The sequence below is a fragment of the Pseudomonas yamanorum genome, assembly GCF_900105735.1.
In the GTDB taxonomy this organism is placed as follows: Bacteria; Pseudomonadota; Gammaproteobacteria; order Pseudomonadales; family Pseudomonadaceae; genus Aquipseudomonas; species Aquipseudomonas yamanorum.
In genome coordinates this window covers 3,911,720-3,929,919 of the sequence record NZ_LT629793.1, presented here as the reverse complement: position 1 = coordinate 3,929,919, position 18,200 = coordinate 3,911,720, and the positions used below count along the sequence as shown (strand labels likewise).

At 61.1% G+C, this 18,200-nt stretch carries 18 protein-coding genes; 8 read left to right on the top strand and 10 right to left on the bottom strand.

What is annotated here, in order from left to right; translation table 11 throughout:
- Positions 1 to 35: 35 nt before the first annotated feature.
- From fba to tkt, 6 genes are all read right to left on the bottom strand, one after another.
- Positions 36 to 1,100, bottom strand: a complete 1,065-nt coding sequence (fba, locus tag BLU46_RS18485; protein ID WP_003177554.1) for a class II fructose-bisphosphate aldolase — start codon at positions 1,098 to 1,100, stop codon at positions 36 to 38.
- A 125-nt stretch (positions 1,101 to 1,225) separates the two neighbouring features.
- Positions 1,226 to 1,561, bottom strand: coding sequence for an MliC family protein (locus BLU46_RS18480; RefSeq protein WP_063026594.1), 336 nt, complete (start codon positions 1,559 to 1,561; stop codon positions 1,226 to 1,228).
- A gap of 60 nt (positions 1,562 to 1,621) precedes the next feature.
- Positions 1,622 to 1,849 (bottom strand): hypothetical protein, encoded by a 228-nt coding sequence (locus BLU46_RS18475; RefSeq protein WP_063026592.1) that lies wholly within the window; start codon positions 1,847 to 1,849, stop codon positions 1,622 to 1,624.
- A 29-nt stretch (positions 1,850 to 1,878) separates the two neighbouring features.
- Positions 1,879 to 3,042, bottom strand: coding sequence for a phosphoglycerate kinase (locus tag BLU46_RS18470; protein WP_063026590.1), 1,164 nt, complete (start codon positions 3,040 to 3,042; stop codon positions 1,879 to 1,881).
- Between the two features lie 19 nt (positions 3,043 to 3,061).
- Positions 3,062 to 4,111, bottom strand: a complete 1,050-nt coding sequence (epd, locus tag BLU46_RS18465) for an erythrose-4-phosphate dehydrogenase (protein WP_063026588.1) — start codon at positions 4,109 to 4,111, stop codon at positions 3,062 to 3,064.
- 137 nt (positions 4,112 to 4,248) lie between these two features.
- A complete protein-coding gene (gene tkt, locus BLU46_RS18460; RefSeq protein ID WP_063026586.1) occupies positions 4,249 to 6,246 on the bottom strand; it encodes a transketolase in 1,998 nt (665 codons plus the stop codon).
- Between the two features lie 248 nt (positions 6,247 to 6,494).
- Here tkt and BLU46_RS18455 point away from each other — a divergent pair, with 248 nt between their 5' ends.
- From BLU46_RS18455 to BLU46_RS18435, 5 genes are all read left to right on the top strand, one after another.
- Complete coding sequence (locus BLU46_RS18455; RefSeq protein ID WP_017476469.1) at positions 6,495 to 7,490, top strand: ArsR/SmtB family transcription factor; 996 nt, start codon at positions 6,495 to 6,497, stop codon at positions 7,488 to 7,490.
- Between the two features lie 19 nt (positions 7,491 to 7,509).
- Positions 7,510 to 8,700 (top strand): methionine adenosyltransferase, encoded by a 1,191-nt coding sequence (gene metK, locus BLU46_RS18450; protein ID WP_017476470.1) that lies wholly within the window; start codon positions 7,510 to 7,512, stop codon positions 8,698 to 8,700.
- Positions 8,701 to 8,922: 222 nt separating this feature from the next.
- Complete coding sequence (locus tag BLU46_RS18445) at positions 8,923 to 9,264, top strand: hypothetical protein (protein WP_017476471.1); 342 nt, start codon at positions 8,923 to 8,925, stop codon at positions 9,262 to 9,264.
- Positions 9,265 to 9,374: 110 nt separating this feature from the next.
- On the top strand, positions 9,375 to 11,048 hold the full coding sequence (ligB, locus tag BLU46_RS18440; RefSeq protein WP_172834598.1) for an NAD-dependent DNA ligase LigB: 1,674 nt from the start codon (positions 9,375 to 9,377) through the stop codon (positions 11,046 to 11,048).
- Between the two features lie 81 nt (positions 11,049 to 11,129).
- The gene (locus BLU46_RS18435) at positions 11,130 to 11,525 is read left to right on the top strand and encodes a DUF1090 domain-containing protein (RefSeq protein ID WP_093204175.1); all 396 of its coding nucleotides are present in this window, start codon (positions 11,130 to 11,132) and stop codon (positions 11,523 to 11,525) included.
- A gap of 6 nt (positions 11,526 to 11,531) precedes the next feature.
- Here BLU46_RS18435 and BLU46_RS18430 read toward each other — a convergent pair whose 3' ends face one another.
- Complete coding sequence (locus tag BLU46_RS18430; RefSeq protein ID WP_017476474.1) at positions 11,532 to 11,981, bottom strand: c-type cytochrome; 450 nt, start codon at positions 11,979 to 11,981, stop codon at positions 11,532 to 11,534.
- Between the two features lie 128 nt (positions 11,982 to 12,109).
- On the opposite strand from BLU46_RS18430, the gene mltA reads away from it, so the two are divergent.
- Entirely contained in the window at positions 12,110 to 13,282 is a 1,173-nt protein-coding gene (gene mltA / locus BLU46_RS18425) for a murein transglycosylase A (RefSeq protein ID WP_063026580.1), read from the top strand.
- A 78-nt stretch (positions 13,283 to 13,360) separates the two neighbouring features.
- Here mltA and BLU46_RS18420 read toward each other — a convergent pair whose 3' ends face one another.
- Both BLU46_RS18420 and BLU46_RS18415 read right to left on the bottom strand, forming a co-directional pair.
- Positions 13,361 to 13,747: an MAPEG family protein gene (locus BLU46_RS18420; RefSeq protein WP_017476476.1), complete on the bottom strand. Its 387-nt coding sequence runs from the start codon at positions 13,745 to 13,747 to the stop codon at positions 13,361 to 13,363.
- A 31-nt stretch (positions 13,748 to 13,778) separates the two neighbouring features.
- Entirely contained in the window at positions 13,779 to 14,612 is an 834-nt protein-coding gene (locus BLU46_RS18415) for an EamA family transporter (protein ID WP_063026578.1), read from the bottom strand.
- Between the two features lie 198 nt (positions 14,613 to 14,810).
- Here BLU46_RS18415 and BLU46_RS18410 point away from each other — a divergent pair, with 198 nt between their 5' ends.
- Both BLU46_RS18410 and BLU46_RS18405 read left to right on the top strand, forming a co-directional pair.
- Complete coding sequence (locus BLU46_RS18410) at positions 14,811 to 15,980, top strand: MFS transporter (protein WP_093204171.1); 1,170 nt, start codon at positions 14,811 to 14,813, stop codon at positions 15,978 to 15,980.
- 73 nt (positions 15,981 to 16,053) lie between these two features.
- Positions 16,054 to 17,319, top strand: a complete 1,266-nt coding sequence (locus BLU46_RS18405; protein ID WP_063026575.1) for a cation:proton antiporter — start codon at positions 16,054 to 16,056, stop codon at positions 17,317 to 17,319.
- On the opposite strand, the gene BLU46_RS18400 is transcribed toward BLU46_RS18405, so the two are convergent.
- Complete coding sequence (locus BLU46_RS18400; RefSeq protein WP_093204166.1) at positions 17,313 to 18,200, bottom strand: formate/nitrite transporter family protein; 888 nt, start codon at positions 18,198 to 18,200, stop codon at positions 17,313 to 17,315. The genes BLU46_RS18405 and BLU46_RS18400 overlap by 7 nt on opposite strands.

Here is an 18,200-nt window from a genome sequence, read left to right as displayed (position 1 = left end):
GCATCGCTGCGGGCTTTTTCATTAACGCGTAAGGCTTAGTTGACCTTGGCGTTCAACTCACCTTTCAGGTAACGCTGGTACATCGCTTCCAGGGAGATCGGCTTGATCTTCGAAGCGTTGCCCGCAGTACCGAAGGCTTCGTAACGTGCGATACATACGTCACGCATGGCGGTCACGGTAGCGCCGAAGAATTTACGTGGGTCAAATTCGCTCGGGTTGGTGGCCATCAGGCGACGCATCGCACCGGTGGAGGCCAGGCGCAGGTCGGTGTCGATGTTGACCTTGCGCACGCCGTACTTGATGCCTTCGACGATTTCTTCAACCGGCACGCCGTAGGTTTCTTTGATGTCGCCGCCGTACTGGTTGATGATCGCCAGCCACTCTTGCGGTACCGAGGAAGAACCGTGCATCACCAGGTGGGTGTTCGGGATGCGCTTGTGGATTTCCTTGATGCGGTCGATGGCCAACACGTCGCCGGTAGGTGGCTTGGTGAATTTGTAGGCGCCGTGGCTGGTGCCGATGGCGATGGCCAGGGCGTCAACTTGGGTCTTTTTCACGAAGTCAGCGGCTTCTTCCGGATCGGTCAGCATTTGGCTGTGATCCAGTACGCCTTCGGCGCCGATGCCGTCTTCTTCACCGGCCATGCCGGTTTCCAGGGAACCCAGGCAGCCCAGCTCGCCTTCAACCGAAACGCCGCAGGCGTGAGCCATGGCCACGGTTTGTTGGGTGACGCGTACGTTGTATTCGTAGTCGGTCGGGGTCTTGCCGTCTTCACCCAGGGAACCGTCCATCATCACCGAGCTGAAACCCAGTTGGATGGAGCGCTGGCACACGTCAGGGCTGGTGCCGTGATCCTGGTGCATGCACACCGGGATGTGCGGGAATTCTTCGATCGCGGCGAGGATCAGGTGACGCAGGAACGGAGCGCCGGCGTATTTGCGTGCGCCGGCCGAAGCCTGGACGATCACTGGAGAGTCAGTCTTGTCAGCGGCTTCCATGATGGCGCGCATCTGCTCAAGGTTGTTGACGTTGAAGGCTGGAACGCCATAGCCGAATTCGGCTGCGTGGTCCAACATCTGGCGCATGCTGATAAGTGCCATTGTGAGTCTCTCTCCCGGTCGAGGGTCGTTAATCGTGCAAGCCTGCCGTAGCGGCGGCTGCTATTCAAGTTATTGAAGGTCAGGCTTTCAATGCCTGGCCTGCTGAATCGTTATTGCTGTCGGGGTTACTGCGCTTTACAGCCGCGCCCGATCAAATCGTCGGTGGCAACCCAGTAAACCAGGCCTTCCTCACCCTTTGTGTGAAACGCCAACTGGCCATCGCTGTACAGCACGCCCGAAGCCGCCACATCCTGCTTGAGGCGATACACCTGGTCTGAGCCGCCGAGGCGTACATCCACCTGGGTGCGGGCCGGGTCGGCAAAGCGCCAGTTGACTTGCGCCTGGCTGTCACACGTCCAGGTGGTCCACTTGTCTACCGGCTCTGCCTTCTTGTCGAACATGTTCAGGTTGGTGCATCCGGCCAATAACGCCAGTGCTGCCAGGGCGAAAACGCCTTTCATTGCCAATCCTCAAGCGGCAACCTGCGGCCACCGCTGCTGTCGGTTAGTGAATCAGACCCGTCAAGGGCAACCCTGTTCCTGACCGTTGGGCGCAGAGTCGTATTTCTCCAACCCGTCCGGCCCGATGCGCTTGTTGATCACCGGCATGGTTTCGGCCTGCCAGTCAGCCTGGTAGCAACTCTTCTGCCGCGCCGCGCCGGCCTTTTCAGACTCGGGGGGCGCTTTCGGCGTGCTGCCGCAGCCGGCCAACAGGCCCGCTGCAATCACCAGTGCTAACGACCTGATCATCGGAATGCTCCTTTTCCTCAGCAAGTGCTTCAGCCCTTCGCTCGGCTTTCCAGCACTTCGACAGCCGGCAGTACCTTGCCTTCGACGAATTCGAGGAACGCACCACCACCGGTAGAAATGTAGGAGATCTGGTCAGCAACGCCATATTTATCGATGGCTGCCAGGGTATCGCCACCGCCGGCGATGGAGAAGGCCGAGCTTTCAGCGATGGCGTGGGCCAGCACTTTGGTGCCGTTGCCGAACTGGTCGAACTCGAACACGCCGACCGGACCGTTCCACAGGATGGTCTTGGACGACTTCAGCAGTTCAGCGAAGTTGGCTGCAGTTTGCGGGCCGATGTCCAGGATCATGTCGTCGGCGGCCACATCAGCGATCAGCTTGACGGTGGCTTCGGCGCTTTCAGCGAATTCCTTGGCCACGACTACGTCCACCGGCAGCGGCACGCTGACCTTGGCCGCGATGGCGCGGGCGGTGTCCAGCAGGTCCGGCTCGTACAGCGATTTGCCCACCGGGTGACCGGCAGCGGCCAGGAAGGTGTTGGCAATGCCGCCGCCGACGATCAGCTGGTTGCAGATCTGGCTCAGGCTGTTCAGTACGTCGAGCTTGGTGGAGACCTTGGAGCCGGCGACGATGGCGGCCATCGGTTGGGCCGGAGCACCCAGCGCCTTGCCCAGTGCGTCCAGCTCTGCCGCCAGCAACGGGCCAGCGGCAGCAACTTTGGCAAACTTGGCCACGCCGTGGGTCGAACCCTCGGCGCGATGCGCGGTACCAAAGGCATCCATCACGAACACGTCGCACAGGGCGGCGTATTGCTGGGCCAGTTCGTCGCTGTTCTTTTTCTCGCCCTTGTTGAAGCGCACGTTTTCGAACAGCACGATGTCGCCAGCCTTCACGTCTACACCGTTCAGATAGTCGGCGACCAGCGGCACGTCGCGGCCCAGGGCCTTGCTCAGGTAATCGGCTACAGGCTTGAGGCTGTTTTCTGCCGAGAACTCACCTTCGGTCGGACGACCCAGGTGGGAGCAGACCATCACGGCCGCGCCTTTTTCCAGGGCCAGCTTGATGGTCGGCAGCGAAGCCAGGATTCGCGCATCGCTGGTGACAACACCGTCCTTGACTGGGACGTTGAGGTCTTCGCGGATCAGTACGCGCTTACCTTGCAGATCGAGGTCGGTCATCTTCAACACGGTCATGGGTGGCAATTCCTGAGAGCTAAAGTTGTGGAGAGGCTGTTTGCAGATAATGTTCTGCAACGTCCAGCATTCGGTTGGCAAAACCCCATTCGTTATCGAACCACGCCAGGATGTTCACCAGCCGTGGGCCGGAAACGCGGGTCTGGCTGGCATCGACGATGGCCGAATGCGGGTCATGGTTGAAATCACAGCTGGCGTGAGGCAACTCGGTGTAGGCCAACAGGCCTTTGAGCGGGCCGCTGGTGGCGGCGTCGCGCAGGATCCGGTTGACCTCGCCGGCGTCGGTGTCGCTGACGGTTTGCATGGTGATGTCCAGGCAGGACACGTTCACCGTCGGTACCCGTACGGCTTTGGCCTGGATTCGCCCGGCAAGTTCCGGCAACAGTCGCTCGATACCACGCGCCAGCCCGGTGGACACCGGAATCACTGACTGAAACGCCGAACGCGTGCGGCGCAGGTCTTCATGGTGGTAGGCATCGATCACCGGCTGATCGTTCATCGCCGAGTGAATGGTGGTGATCGACACGTATTCCAGGCCGATCGCCTGGTCCAGCAGGCGCAACAGCGGCACGCCGCAGTTGGTGGTGCAGGAGGCGTTGGACACCAGCAATTCAGCGCCGGTCAGGCAATCCTGGTTCACGCCATACACGATGGTGGCGTCGACATCCGCCTCGCTGGCCATCGGCTGGGAGAACAGGACCCGCGGTGCGCCGGCGTCGAGAAACCGCTGGCCATCGGCACGGGTGTGGTAGGCACCGGAGCATTCCAGCACCAGGTCGACGTCCAGCGCCGCCCAGTCGATGCCCTCGGGAGTGGCACTGCGCAGGACCTTCACGCAGTTGCCATTAATATGCAGACAATCGTCCTCGACTCGCACTTCGCCGGGGAATCGGCCGTGGGTGGAGTCAAAGCGTGTCAGGTATTCGATGCTGGCCATGTCAGCCAGATCGTTGATCGCAACAATTTCAAACCCGGCCGCCGCCCCTCGCTCAAACAGAGCACGCAAGACGCAACGACCAATCCGGCCGTAGCCGTTGAGTGCAACTTTGTAGGGCCGCGGTTGAGGCATGGGGTTCTCGATTAATGTTCGTTCAGTGTTGAATGTTCCATCGCCATCGCGGGCAAGCCCGCTCCCACATTAGACCGAGATCAAATGTGGGAGCGGGCTTGCCCGCGATAGCAACAGCACAGACAACGCAGACTTACTTAGTCTTCCAGCAGCTCTTCAGCCTGACCCAGGATGTTTTCCAGGGTGAAGCCGAACTCTTCAAACAACGCTGGCGCCGGCGCCGACTCACCGTAGGTGGTCATGCCGATCACGCGGCCTTCCAGGCCCACGTACTTGTACCAGTAGTCGGCGTGAGCCGCTTCGATGGCGATACGTGCGCTGACCTGCAACGGCAACACCGATTGCTTGTAGTCGGCATCCTGGGCTTCGAAGACGCTGGTGCACGGCATGGAAACCACACGCACATTGCGACCGGCAGCGGTCAGCTTGTCGTACGCCTGAACCGCCAGGCCCACTTCGGAACCGGTGGAGATCAGGATCAGCTCCGGCTCGCCGATGCAGTCTTTCAGCACATAGCCACCACGGCTGATGCCTTCGATCTGCGCCGCGTCGCGGGTTTGATGCTGCAGGTTCTGACGGGAGAAGATCAGCGCCGAAGGGCCGTCTTTACGCTCGATCGCGTGCTTCCAGGCCACAGCCGATTCGACCGCGTCCGATGGGCGCCAGGTGTCCAGGTTCGGCGTGGTGCGCAGGCTGGTCAGTTGCTCGACCGGCTGGTGCGTCGGGCCGTCTTCGCCCAGGCCGATGGAGTCGTGGGTGTAGACGAAGATCACACGCTTCTTCATCAGCGACGCCATGCGTACGGCGTTGCGCGCGTATTCCATGAACATCAGGAAAGTCGCGCCGTAAGGCACCAGGCCGCCGTGCAGGGCGACGCCGTTCATGATGGCGCTCATGCCGAACTCACGCACGCCGTAGTACATGTAGTTGCCGCTGGCGTCTTCTGCCGAGACACCTTTGCAACCTTTCCACAAGGTCAGGTTGGAACCGGCCAGGTCAGCCGAACCGCCGAGGAACTCAGGCAGCAACGGGCCGAATGCGTTCAGGGTGTTCTGGCTGGCTTTACGGCTGGCGATGGTTTCGCCCTTGGCAGCCACTTCGGCGATGTAGGCCGAGGCTTTTTCCGAGAAGTCGGCAGGCAGGTCGCCGGCCAGGCGGCGAACCAGTTCGTTGGCCAACTCAGGGAATTCGGCGGAGTAGGCCGCGAAACGCTGGTCCCACTCGGCTTCGACAGCCAGGCCGGCTTCCTTGGCGTCCCACTCGGCGTAGATGTCAGCCGGGACTTCGAACGGGCCGTGGTTCCACTTCAGCGCAGCGCGGGTCAGGGCGATTTCCGCGTCACCCAGTGGGGCGCCGTGGCAGTCTTCTTTACCTTGCTTGTTCGGCGAACCGAAGCCGATGGTGGTCTTGCAGCAGATCAGGGTCGGCTGCTCGCTCTTGCGGGCGGTGTCGATGGCGGTCTTGATCTCTTCAGGATCGTGGCCGTCGACGTTGCGGATCACCTGCCAGTTGTAGGCTTCGAAACGCTTTGGCGTGTCGTCGGTGAACCAGCCTTCGACTTCGCCGTCGATGGAGATGCCGTTGTCGTCGTAGAAGGCAATCAGCTTGCCCAGGCCCAGGGTACCGGCCAGGGAAGCGACTTCGTGGGAAATGCCTTCCATCATGCAGCCATCACCCAGGAACACGTAGGTGTGGTGGTCGACAATATTGTGGTTCGGGCGGTTGAACTGCGCACCCAACACTTTTTCAGCCAGGGCAAAACCCACGGCGTTGGCCAGGCCCTGGCCCAGTGGACCGGTGGTGGTCTCGACACCCGGGGTGTAGCCGTATTCCGGGTGGCCCGGGGTGCGGCTGTGGATCTGGCGGAAGTTTTTCAGGTCGTCGATGGTGACGTCGTAGCCGGTCAGGTGCAGCAACGAGTAGATCAGCATCGAGCCGTGGCCATTGGACAGGATGAACCGGTCACGGTCGGCGAACGACGGGTTGCTTGGATTGTGTTTCAGGTAGTCACGCCAAAGTACCTCGGCGATATCCGCCATGCCCATCGGGGCACCGGGATGGCCGCTGTTGGCTTTTTGCACGGCATCCATGCTGAGGGCACGAATGGCGTTGGCACGCTCACGACGGCTGGGCATCGCTGATCTCCTGGAGTTGAATAAAAGAAACGGAAAAAAGGATCGGCATTTTCCCTCAGCCACGGCCCTCGGGGCAATGACAGATAGTCACTTGAGGGTGTTTTTCCTGCGGATTGGCTGGAGAAACGGTTTACCGCTTCGTCTATGGGTTATAGCGGCTGCTTATAACCACCGATTATCGACCAATATCAAAACTTTTTGATATTGCCCTTGCGGGGTTTTCCCACCCTCACTAGACTGCTGGCCTTATGAACCTGAGCGCATCTTCCATTCGCCCCGACGACAGCGACGAGCTGGCAGCCCTGTGCAAGGCCGGCGGTGATCCGTTGCGCCTGAATGTACTGCGCGCGCTGACCAACGATTCGTTCGGAGTGTTGGAGCTGGCGCAGATCTTCGCCATCGGCCAGTCCGGCATGAGCCATCACTTGAAGGTACTGGCCCAGGCCGACCTGGTGGCAACCCGCCGTGAAGGCAATGCGATTTTTTACCGTCGCGCCCTGCCCCATACCGAACAGTTGGGCGGCAAGCTGCACGCTGCGCTGCTGGAAGAAATAGACAGCCTGGCCCTGCCGGCCGAGGTCCAGTCGCGCATCAGCCAGGTGCACGGACAACGCGCTGCAGCCAGCCAGGACTTTTTCTCACGGGTAGCCGAGAAGTTTCGCGCCCAGCAGGATCTGATCGCCGGCCTGGCGCAATACCGCGAAAGCGTGCTGGCACTTTTGGACAAGCTGAGCTTCAGTAATGAAGCCACGGCGGTTGAAGTGGGTCCCGGTGACGGCGGTTTTCTGCCGGAGCTGGCCCGGCGCTTTCATCAGGTCACGGCGCTGGACAACAGCCCGGCGATGCTGGAGCTGGCCCGCCAACTGTGTGAACGCGAGGCACTGGGCAACGTCCACCTGCAGTTGGCGGACGCCCTGAATGACACCAGCCTGCGGGCCGATTGCGTGGTGCTGAACATGGTCCTGCACCATTTCGCAGCCCCGGCAGAAGCCCTCAAGCAGATGGCGAATTTGCTGCAACCAGGCGGCAGCCTGTTGGTCACGGATTTATGCAGCCACAACCAGAGCTGGGCCAGGGAGGCCTGCGGTGATCTCTGGCTGGGTTTTGAACAGGACGATCTGGCCCGTTGGGCCACCGCTGCGGGACTCGTTCCCGGGGAAAGCCTCTATGTAGGTTTACGTAATGGTTTCCAGATTCAGGTCCGCCATTTTCAGCGGCCGGCTGGCGACACTCACCATCGGTAAATATCAGGAAAACATCGAGATGAGCGAATACTCCCTTTTCACCTCCGAGTCCGTGTCTGAAGGGCATCCGGACAAAATCGCCGACCAGATCTCTGACGCGGTGCTGGACGCCATCATTGCTGAAGACAAGTTCGCCCGAGTGGCGTGCGAGACTCTGGTGAAAACGGGCGTGGCGATCATCGCCGGCGAAGTCACCACCTCTGCCTGGGTAGACCTGGAGCAGATCGTTCGTGACGTGATCATCGACATTGGCTACAACAGCTCCGACGTCGGCTTCGACGGCGCGACCTGCGGCGTGATGAACATCATCGGCAAGCAGTCCCCGGACATCAACCAGGGTGTCGACCGTGCCAAGCCTGAAGATCAGGGCGCCGGCGACCAGGGCCTGATGTTCGGCTACGCCAGCAACGAAACCGACGTGCTGATGCCAGCACCGATCACCTTCTCCCACCAGTTGGTGAAGCGCCAGGCCGAAGCCCGTAAATCGGGTGCGTTGCCATGGCTGCGCCCGGACGCCAAGTCCCAGGTGACCTGCCGTTATGAAGGCGGCAAAGTCGTCGCCATCGACGCCGTCGTGCTGTCGACCCAGCACAACCCGGACGTGTCCTACAGCGACCTGCGCGAAGGCGTCATGGAGCTGATCGTCAAGCACGTACTGCCTGCCGAACTGCTGACCAAGGACACCCAGTTCCACATCAACCCCACCGGCCAGTTCATCATCGGTGGCCCGGTGGGCGACTGCGGCCTGACCGGTCGCAAGATCATCGTCGACAGCTACGGCGGCATGGCCCGTCACGGCGGCGGTGCGTTCTCCGGCAAGGATCCATCCAAGGTTGACCGTTCCGCCGCCTACGCCGGTCGTTATGTAGCCAAGAACATCGTGGCTGCCGGCCTGGCCGAGCGTTGCGAGATCCAGGTGTCCTACGCCATCGGTGTGGCTCAGCCTACGTCGATCTCGCTGAACACCTTCGGTACCGGCAAGATCAGCGACGACAAGATCGTCAAGCTGGTGCGTGAAATCTTCGACCTGCGCCCTTACGCAATCACCACCATGCTCGACCTGCTGCACCCGATGTACCAGGACACCGCGGCCTACGGCCACTTCGGTCGCACCCCAGAGCAGAAGACTGTTGGCAACGACACCTTCACCACGTTCACCTGGGAAAAGACCGACCGCGCCAACGACCTGCGGACCGCCGCCGGCCTGTAATCGCCTTACGGTGTACACAAAGCCCTGCCGGGTTATCCCGGCGGGGCTTTTTATTGCCGGATGAGTTGCGGGCAATGCTCACTTTTTTGGATCCAATGCTTGCAGGCTAAATGATGGCCCACTAGAATCCGCGCCCTCCCGGGCCTTCACCTCTTATTGGATATTGCACTGCGCCTGCCCGGGGTCGATAAGCGCGCAGGCAATCGTACATTGAGGTTTTCCATGCGCATTTCCACACTCGCCCCTGCCGCCCTTCTGCTCAGCCTGTTTGCCCTGCCGGCGCACGCCGACTTGAGCGCACTCAGCGGCCTGACTTCCCAGTTGGGCGTGTCTTCCGGCGATTGCGAAAAACAGGGCAAAGACCTGCAAGCCAAGGTCGACGCAGCCAAAGCCAATGGCGAAGAATTGAAAGTGAAGGCCATGCAGGCCGCCCTGGATCAAGTAAACAAAGGTTGCAAAAAAGTCGGCGAATCCCAGGCCAAGCTCGATGCCAGCCAACAAAAGCAGCAGGCCAAGGCGGACAGCAACGACACCGTGAAAGCCCTGGGTGGTCTGTTCAAGTAAACCGAAACATCGGGTAAAAAGCCTCGCGGTTGCGGGGCTTTTTTATGCCCGCAGGGATGACTTAGGCTGGGCGCCCTTTCAGAGCAAGGATGCTCATGATGACGTTGCCTATGCGCTTACTGTTCTTCTTTTTACTCAGCGTCTCGTCGCTTATTGCGTGGGCGCAGGAATGTCCCGACTGGGAGGCCGATCACGCCCAGGCTCAGATCGCCACCCTGGCGCAGCAAGTCCACCTCTGGGATGACAGCTATCACCGACTCGGCCAGTCATTGATCAGCGATGAACTCTATGACCAGGCCCGCCAGCGCCTTGCCCAATGGCGCAGTTGTTTCGCCCCCTCCGCGCCGGCCAAGGACAATCCGCTGGCCAGCGCGCGAGGCACCATCGCTCACCCGACGCCACACACCGGCCTGGAAAAACTGCTGGACGACAATGCCGTTCAAACCTGGCTGAGCTCTCGCCAGGACGTGTGGATTCAGCCCAAGGTCGATGGCGTCGCCGTCACCCTGGTTTACCGCAAAGGCCGACTGAGCCGGGTCATCAGTCGTGGCGATGGCCGGCTGGGGCAGGATTGGTCAGCCTCCGCCCGCAGGATTCCCGGGATCGTCCAGCAACTGCCCGAACCCGTAGACCTGTTGTTGCAAGGCGAACTCTATTGGCGACTGAATGACCACGTTCAGGCCGCCAAAGGTGGCCTCGGCGCCCGCAGCAAAGTGGCTGGGCTGATGAACCGCCGTCAGTTGAGCGAAGCCGAAGCCGCCGGAATCGGCCTGTTTGTATGGGCCTGGCCCCACGGTCCCGAGGATTTTCCCAAACGACTGAGCCAGCTTGCGCAATGGGGCTTCACCGACAGTAGGCGCTACAGCCACCCGATCAAGGACTTTACCGAAGCGGCGCACTGGCGCAGCTACTGGCAAAGCCACCCACTGCCCTTTGCCAGCGACGGCGTGGTGTTGCATCAAAGCCAGCGGGCGCCGGCCGAGCGCTGGCGGGTCAGTTCGCCCTATTGGGCGGTTGCCTGGAAATACCCGGTCGTCAAGGCGCTGGCCCATGTGCGCAAGGTACATTTCAAGATTGGTCGCACCGGGCGCATTACCTCCATCCTGGAGTTGGAGCCGGTACTGCTGGATGACCGGAAAATCAGCAGGGTCAGTGTTGGCTCCCTGAAACGCTGGCGGGAACTGGATATTCGCCCGGGCGACCAGGTGTCCATCAGCCTTGCCGGCCAGGTCATTCCGCGTCTTGACCACGTCGTGCTGCGCAGCCAGCCACGGGTCGAGCTGCAGATCCCCCAGGCCAACAACTTTCATCCGCTGAGTTGCTGGAAACTGGCCCCAGGCTGTGAGGAACAATTGCTCGCGCGCCTGACCTGGCTGAGCGGCGCCCAGGGGCTGGCCCTGCCACATATCGGCCGTGAAACCTGGAACACTTTGATTCAGGCCGGTCTAATCGGCGGGCTGCTCGATTGGTTAACCCTGGATGAGGCAGAGCTTGCTAACATTGATGGCTTAGGTGAACGCAGCAGCGCACGTTTACTCGACAGCTTGCGCAGCGCCCGGCAGCGACCGTTCGCGCAATGGCTGATGGCCCTGGGAGTACCGCCCACGGCCCGCAACAATCTACAAGGCGGCTGGCAAACCCTGGCCGCCAAAGACACTCAAGCCTGGCTGGCCGAAGACGGCATAGGCCCGGGCCGCGCGGCGCAACTGAGCGCTTTTTTTCGCGACCCGCAGGTGCTGGCCTTGGGTGAAACATTACGGGCTGTCGGGATAGATGGTTTTTGACCTCTGCCCCACAGCATTAACCGGTGCCGGCAGAATTCATCCTGCCCACCTGATTGCGACCTTGTTTGCCTTGGAGTCTTTATGAAGTTTCTCGCACCTTTTGCCCTGTTGACCGTCGCAACCTTTATGGCCAAACCACTGCTGGCGGCCGACGAAGCCCCGCAACTCACCGGCTGCGCCGCCAAGCGCCAGGCCATCAGCACCCAGATCGAACAAGCCAAGGCCCACGGCAACAGCGAGCAGCAAGCCGGCCTGGAAAAAGCCTTGAGTGAAGTCACTGCCAATTGCACCGACGCCTCCTTGAAAAAGGAGCGCGAAAACAAGGTGCTCGACGCCAAGCACGAGGTCAGCCGCCGTCAGGCCGACCTCGACAAGGCGATGAAAAAAGGTGATTCCGACAAGATCAACAAGCGCAAGGACAAGCTGGCCCAGTCACGCAAGGACCTGCAGGAAGCCCTGGACGAACTGGACAAGTAAGACGCCTCAGTGATCGCGGAACTGTTTATGGCACGCGGTGCAGGCATCTTCGACTTTCTGCACGGCCGGCCCCAGGTTGCTGGCCTTGTAGGGCTGGACCTGGCTGGCGATCACCAATTCACCGGTGGCCGCTTCAAGGTTGCGGGCCATCTCCTGGAAGCGTGCCTGTTGCTGCCACACGTCGTCCTTGGCGCTGGTGTGGTCTTCCTCACGCACGCTCGGGAAATGTTTCCACGGTTCATGGGACAACGCATCAAGCTTGACCGCGCCTTCGGCAAATTTGGCGCCGTCGAACGGAATGCGCCCGCGCAGCATACCGCCCAGGTCTTCGCCGGTCTTGAGCATCTGCTTGAAAATGGCCTTGCGCTGGCCAAGGGGCGAATTCGGATCAACCCCGCCGCAGGCGGACAGTGTCAGGCAGGCCAGCAATACAATGGTCAGTCTTTTAAAAGTCATGATGGCTCAAGGTCACGGGAAACGGCGGCCAGTATCCTCGCCCCGCCCGCAAACACCAATACCCCCATTAATAATAAGGGTTGCTCGAGCAACAACCAGCGCGGGCAATCGCTTCAGGAATTGATTGTATGAGTATCCGCTTTAAACCCTGGAGCCGCCGACTGGCGTGGGCTCTTCCAATGATCGCGTTGCTGGCCGGTTGCGACACCGGCAAGGACGAAAAAGCCAAGCCCCACGCCATCGCCACCTACGTCGGCGCTACCTGGGAAAACCTGCCGGCCGTGTCGGACAGCGACCTGCAAGCCGGCTTTGAATCCTGGCGCAGCGCCTGTCAACGGCTCAAGGCTGACCCGGTGTGGGGCACAACGTGCGCGGCATCAGCCACTGTGCCGTCGACGGCAGTGGCGATTCGCGACTTCCTCAAGGCCAACCTCGATGTCTACGGCCTGCGCTCGGCCGACAACAGCCCCAATGGCCTGATCACCGGCTACTACGAACCGGTTTACCCCGGCAGCCTGACCGAAACCGCCACCGCCCATGTGCCGGTGTTCGGCGTGCCGGATGACCTGATCATCGTCAACCTGGAAAGCATCTACCCGGAGCTCAAGGGCAAACGCCTGCGCGGCCGCCTGGAAGGTCGGGTACTCAAACCCTATGACGACGCCAGCGCCATCAACCAGCAAGGCTCAACCGCCAAGCCCATCGCCTGGCTGACCAATCCGATGGACCTGCAATTCCTGCAGATTCAGGGTTCGGGCCGCATCCAACTGGCCGATGGCCGCCAATTGCGCGTCGGTTACGGCGACCAAAACGGCTACCCGTACCGCCCCATCGGCCGCTGGCTGGTGGAGCAAGGCGAACTGAAAAAAGAAGACGTGACCATGGGCGCCATCGCGGCCTGGGCCAAGGCGCATCCGCAGCGTATTCCTGAATTGCTGGCAAGCAACCCCAGCTACGTGTTCTTCAGCGCCCGCCCCGACAGCAACGAAGGCCCCCGCGGTTCGCTGAACGTGCCGCTGACTGCGGGTTATAGCGTCGCGGTGGATCGCAAGGTGATTCCCCTGGGCAGCCTGTTATGGCTATCGACTACGCGACCCGACGGCGCACCGATTGCCCGCCCCGTGGCCGCGCAGGATACCGGTGGTGCAATTACCGGTGAAGTGCGGGCCGACCTGTTCTGGGGAACCGGTGATGCCGCTGGTGAGTTGGCGGGCAACATGAAGCAGCAGGGCCAGATCTGGATGCTGTGGCCCAAAGGCGCAGCGCTGCCGAAAGTGCCCGATGCGCCGACAGGTACCTGAAGAACACCACGGTCTATGTGGGAGCGGGCTTGTGTGGGAGCGGACTTGCTCGCTCCCACATTTGAACAGTGTCAGGCTTCAGATCGAGACAAAGAAGAAACTCGCAATCAACGCCATCCCCACCGCCCATACCACCGACCGCAGAATCGCCCAGTCCGCCAGGTAGCAGATGATGTAAAGCAGCCGGCTGGTAATAAACAGCACCGCCAATACGTTGATCGTCACCAGCGACGCAGCGCCGGCCAAATGGGCAATGATCACCGCCGCCGCGAAGGCCGGGGTCACTTCAAAGCTGTTGAGTTGCGCACTGTGGGCACGCTTGGCGAACCCCTCGAGGGTTTCCAGGAAAGCTCGGGGGTCATGGTTCTGCCGGGGCCCGAACTTGCCACCGCTGAACTTGGCCACGCCCGTGCACAGATACGGCAGAAAAATAGCGATCAACACACACCAGAAAGCGACTGTCATAACCCATTCCTTTTTTAGTTTTGTCCGACGGTTAGAGTTTCATCACGAACATGCCGATCAGCACCAACCCACAGGCTATGAGCCGTGGGCGGCCGAAAGGTTCTTTCAGGTAACGCATGCCGAACAGCACCACCAGAATCACGCTGACTTCCCGCAGCGCGGCAGCCTCGGCAATCGAGCCCAACTGCATGGCCCAAAGCACCAGAGCGTAGCTCAACAACACGCATAACCCGACGCTCAGCCCCAGTCGCCACTGCGTGCGCCAGAACAGCCCGAACGCCGCCCGCTTGCGCACCATCGCCAGCAACGGAAACGGCCACGCACTGATCAGCGTCAGCCACACCAGGTAGTCCAGCGGGTGTGACCAGCGCCGCAGCGCCTGCCCATCCAGAAAGGTGTAGCAGCCAATACACAGGCCGATCAACGCCACCACCGGCAGCATCGACCAAGGCAACCGGTCGCCGCCGCCGCCCTGCCACAACAGGCACAACATGCCGAACGGGATCAGCAGAATGCCAAGGATCTGCTGGGTACTGAGCACCTCACCGGCAAACACCAACGTCAACGCCAGCACCACCAGAGGCGACAAGCCACGCATCAGCGGGTACACCAACCCCAGGTCACCGACGCGATAGGCCTGGATCAGCAGGTAGCGGTAGAGCAATTCAAACAGTGCCGAGGCGATGATCCACGGCCAGATTTCCAGCGGTGGAAACGATACAAACCCCACCGCCAGCACCACAAACAACAACGCCACCGTGTCCATGCACGCGATGACCAACAGGCGCTCGCCGCTGAATTTGATCAAGGTGTTCCACGTCGCGTGCAACAACGCCGCTACCAGTACCAGAGCTGTTGCGATCACGGTGACTCCCCAGTCAGAAAAAGCAGATTTGATTCGCCATATTTCAGCACCTGTTTATACTAAAGCCGACCACGCCGCACTCAGTTGCGCAAAGACCTAGACCAATAAATTTCTGCTGCTGCCCAATCCTCACCGACTCGGGCCTCGGCATGCGTATGCCTGATCAGAGCGTCACGATTACCGACAGGAGATCCTCGCATGCCGCTCGCCTTGCTTGCACTGGCCGTTGCCGCCTTTGGCATCGGTACCACCGAGTTTGTCATCATGGGCTTGCTGCCCGATGTCGCCCGCGACCTGTCCGTGAGCATTCCAAACGCCGGCCTGCTGATCACCGGCTACGCCCTGGGCGTGGTGTTCGGCGCACCGATCCTGGCGATCGGTACTGCCAACATGCCGCGCAAGGCCACGCTGCTGGGCATGACCGTGATGTTCATCCTCGGCAATGTGCTGTGCGCCCTGGCGCCGAACTACGCGACGCTGATGGCCGCCCGGGTGGTTACCGCGCTGTGTCATGGGGCGTTCTTCGGCATCGGGTCGGTGGTGGCCGCCGGCCTGGTGGCGCCGAACAAACGGGCGCAGGCGATTGCGATGATGTTCACCGGCCTGACCCTGGCCAACGTGCTCGGCGTACCGCTGGGCACCGCGCTGGGCCAATACGCCGGCTGGCGCTCGACGTTCTGGGCGGTGTCGGTGATCGGCGTGATTGCCGCCGTGGCCCAATGGCTGTGGTTGCCCAAGCACATCGTGATGGACAAAGCCAACCTCGCCAGCGAGTTCAAGGTGCTGACCAAACCCAACGTGCTGCTGGCCCTGGGCATGAGTGCTCTGGCGTCCACCAGTCTGTTCAGCGTCTTCACCTATATCGCACCGATCCTGCAGGACATCACTGGCGTCAGCCCCCACGGCATCACCCTGATGTTGCTGTTGTTCGGCGTCGGCCTTACGGCGGGCAGCATGCTTGGCGGTCGCCTGGCCGACAGCCGCCTGCTGCCTTCGCTGGTAGGCATGGCCCTGGCGGTGGTGCTGATACTCGCGGTGTTCACCCAAACCAGCCACTCGGTGATTCCGGCCGCGATTACCTTGCTGCTGTGGGGCGTGTTCGCCTTTGCCCTGTGCCCGATCCTGCAACTGCTGATCATCGACCAGGCCCACGAAGCTCCTAACCTGGGCTCGACCCTGAACCAAAGCGCCTTCAACCTGGGCAACGCGGCCGGCGCCTGGATCGGCGGGATGGTGGTGGCCAGCGGTGCCGACCTGTCGGACTTACCGTGGACCGGCGCACTGCTCGGCTGCCTGACGGTGCTGGCGGCACTTTTCTTCATCTACCTGCAACGTCGCAGTACAACTGCGGTCAACGTACCCAACTGATAAATGTGTTCTGTGTGGGAGCTCTCCAGCCCCACAGTTGATCTCCACTCACTCCTCCATCCAAGGACCCCGGATGCTTGAACTTGTCGCTGCGTTTATTTGCCTGACCACCCTGCTCACTTACGTGAACTACCGCTTCATCGGCCTGCCGCCAACTATCGGTGTGATGGTGACGGCGCTGATGTTTTCCCTGCTGCTGCAAGGCTTGAGCTTTATCGGCTACCCCGGCCTTGAAGAGCGCATCCAGCAGTTGATCGGCCAGATCGACTTCGGCGACTTGCTGATGAACTGGATGCTCTCGTTCCTGCTGTTCGCCGGCGCCTTGCACGTAAACCTGAGCGACCTGCGCAGCTACCGCTGGCCCATCGGCCTGCTCGCCACCTTCGGCGTATTGATTGCCACCGTGGTGATCGGCAGCCTGGCCTTCTACATCTTTGCCCTGTTCGGCTGGCATGTGAGCTTCCTGTACTGCCTGCTGTTCGGTGCGCTGATTTCTCCCACCGACCCGATTGCCGTACTCGGGGTGCTGCGGACCGCCAACGCGTCGAAACCACTGAAGACCACCATCGTCGGCGAATCGCTGTTCAACGACGGCACGGCGGTGGTGGTGTTCACCGTGTTGCTGGGCATCGCGCAACTGGGTGAAACGCCTACGGTCGGCGCGACGGCCATGCTGTTTGCCCATGAGGCGATCGGTGGCGTGGTGTTCGGCGGGCTGATCGGCTACATCGTGTACCTGATGATCAAGAGCATCGAGCAGTACCAGATCGAAGTAATGCTCACCCTCGCCCTGGTGATCGGCGGTTCGGCGATGGCCACCGAGCTGCACGTCTCGGCACCGATTGCGATGGTGGTCGCCGGGCTGATCATCGGCAACCTGGGCCGCAAGCTGGCAATGAACGACATGACCCGCCGCTACCTGGACGGTTTCTGGGAACTGCTCGATGACATGCTCAACGCCCTGCTGTTCGCGCTGATCGGCATGGAGCTTTTGCTGTTGCCGTTCAACTGGCTGCACGTGTTGGCGGCAAGTTTGCTGGCGGTGGCGATCCTGTTGTCACGCCTGCTGACGGTGGCCCCGGCGATCCTGCTGCTGCGGCGCTGGCGCACAGTGCCCCGCGGCACTATCCGCATCCTCACCTGGGGCGGCCTGCGCGGCGGGGTTTCCGTGGCACTGGCACTGGCCCTGCCGCTGGGCCCGGAGCGCGACTTGCTGCTGAGCATCACCTACATCGTGGTGCTGTCGTCCATCCTGTTGCAGGGCTTGAGCATCGGCAAGCTGGTCAAGCATGTGACCAAGGATGAGCCAGCGCCTGCTGCGGTGCCGGAGACTCACTGATCCTTTTTGATCTGCTGCGGATGCCTCGGGTCCGCAGCAGCCTTGCCCGGCAAGCTGCTTTCACTGCGAATCTGCGCATGGCTGATCAGCGCAAAAATAAAGCTGCCGCCGATGATATTGCCCGCCAATGTCGGCCCGGCGAACACCAGCCAGAAGTCTTTCCACGGCAGCTCGCCGGCAAATACCAGGTACGACACTTCCGCCGAGCCCACCACGATGTGGGTGAAGTCTCCCAGTGCCATCAGGTAGGTGATCAGGATGATGATCCAGATTTTGGCGCTTTCCATGGAGGGGATCATCCAGACCATGGTGGCGATCATCCAGCCCGACACGATGCCCTTGGCGAACATCTGGTAGGCGTCGTTTTCCATGACCTTGCGCCCGATTTCCAGGAAGGCCAGGTCGGTCTTGGCGTCAAAGATCGGCAAGTGCAGCATCACGTACGCCACCAGCAAGGTGCCGCACAGGTTGCCCACCAGCACCACGGCCCATAAGCGCAGCAGGCGTGCGAAATTCTTCAGCGTGGGTTTGCTCATCACCGGCAACACCGCGGTCAGGGTGTTTTCGGTGAATAACTGCTGACGGGCGAGGATCACGGCAAGAAAGCCGGCGCAGTAACCAAAACTGGCGATCACCTTGAACTCTTCGCCATCCGGCAGGCGCGAGTTGAGCAAGCCCATGCCCATCAGCGACAGGCCCATGGTCAGGCCGGCGGCCAGCGCCGACCACCACAACGCGGCGACGTTGCGCTCCAGTTCCTGATCGCCTTGAGTACGGATGATCTCATGCAGAACCGCCGCGCGAGGCGGCTGGTTCTTGTCGACGTCGTGCTGCTCTTCCTGCGACAGATTGGGGGTCTTGCCGTCTTCTTGCGTGGCCAT

Coding starts and splice junctions, on each gene's coding strand:
- fba (WP_003177554.1), bottom strand. CDS start 1,100: ATGGCACTTATCAGCATGCGCCAGATGTTGGACCACGCAGCCGAATTC.
- BLU46_RS18480 (WP_063026594.1), bottom strand. CDS start 1,561: ATGAAAGGCGTTTTCGCCCTGGCAGCACTGGCGTTATTGGCCGGATGC.
- BLU46_RS18475 (WP_063026592.1), bottom strand. CDS start 1,849: ATGATCAGGTCGTTAGCACTGGTGATTGCAGCGGGCCTGTTGGCCGGC.
- BLU46_RS18470 (WP_063026590.1), bottom strand. CDS start 3,042: ATGACCGTGTTGAAGATGACCGACCTCGATCTGCAAGGTAAGCGCGTA.
- epd (WP_063026588.1), bottom strand. CDS start 4,111: ATGCCTCAACCGCGGCCCTACAAAGTTGCACTCAACGGCTACGGCCGG.
- tkt (WP_063026586.1), bottom strand. CDS start 6,246: ATGCCCAGCCGTCGTGAGCGTGCCAACGCCATTCGTGCCCTCAGCATG.
- BLU46_RS18455 (WP_017476469.1), top strand. CDS start 6,495: ATGAACCTGAGCGCATCTTCCATTCGCCCCGACGACAGCGACGAGCTG.
- metK (WP_017476470.1), top strand. CDS start 7,510: ATGAGCGAATACTCCCTTTTCACCTCCGAGTCCGTGTCTGAAGGGCAT.
- BLU46_RS18445 (WP_017476471.1), top strand. CDS start 8,923: ATGCGCATTTCCACACTCGCCCCTGCCGCCCTTCTGCTCAGCCTGTTT.
- ligB (WP_172834598.1), top strand. CDS start 9,375: ATGCGCTTACTGTTCTTCTTTTTACTCAGCGTCTCGTCGCTTATTGCG.
- BLU46_RS18435 (WP_093204175.1), top strand. CDS start 11,130: ATGAAGTTTCTCGCACCTTTTGCCCTGTTGACCGTCGCAACCTTTATG.
- BLU46_RS18430 (WP_017476474.1), bottom strand. CDS start 11,981: ATGACTTTTAAAAGACTGACCATTGTATTGCTGGCCTGCCTGACACTG.
- mltA (WP_063026580.1), top strand. CDS start 12,110: ATGAGTATCCGCTTTAAACCCTGGAGCCGCCGACTGGCGTGGGCTCTT.
- BLU46_RS18420 (WP_017476476.1), bottom strand. CDS start 13,747: ATGACAGTCGCTTTCTGGTGTGTGTTGATCGCTATTTTTCTGCCGTAT.
- BLU46_RS18410 (WP_093204171.1), top strand. CDS start 14,811: ATGCCGCTCGCCTTGCTTGCACTGGCCGTTGCCGCCTTTGGCATCGGT.
- BLU46_RS18405 (WP_063026575.1), top strand. CDS start 16,054: ATGCTTGAACTTGTCGCTGCGTTTATTTGCCTGACCACCCTGCTCACT.
- BLU46_RS18400 (WP_093204166.1), bottom strand. CDS start 18,200: ATGGCCACGCAAGAAGACGGCAAGACCCCCAATCTGTCGCAGGAAGAG.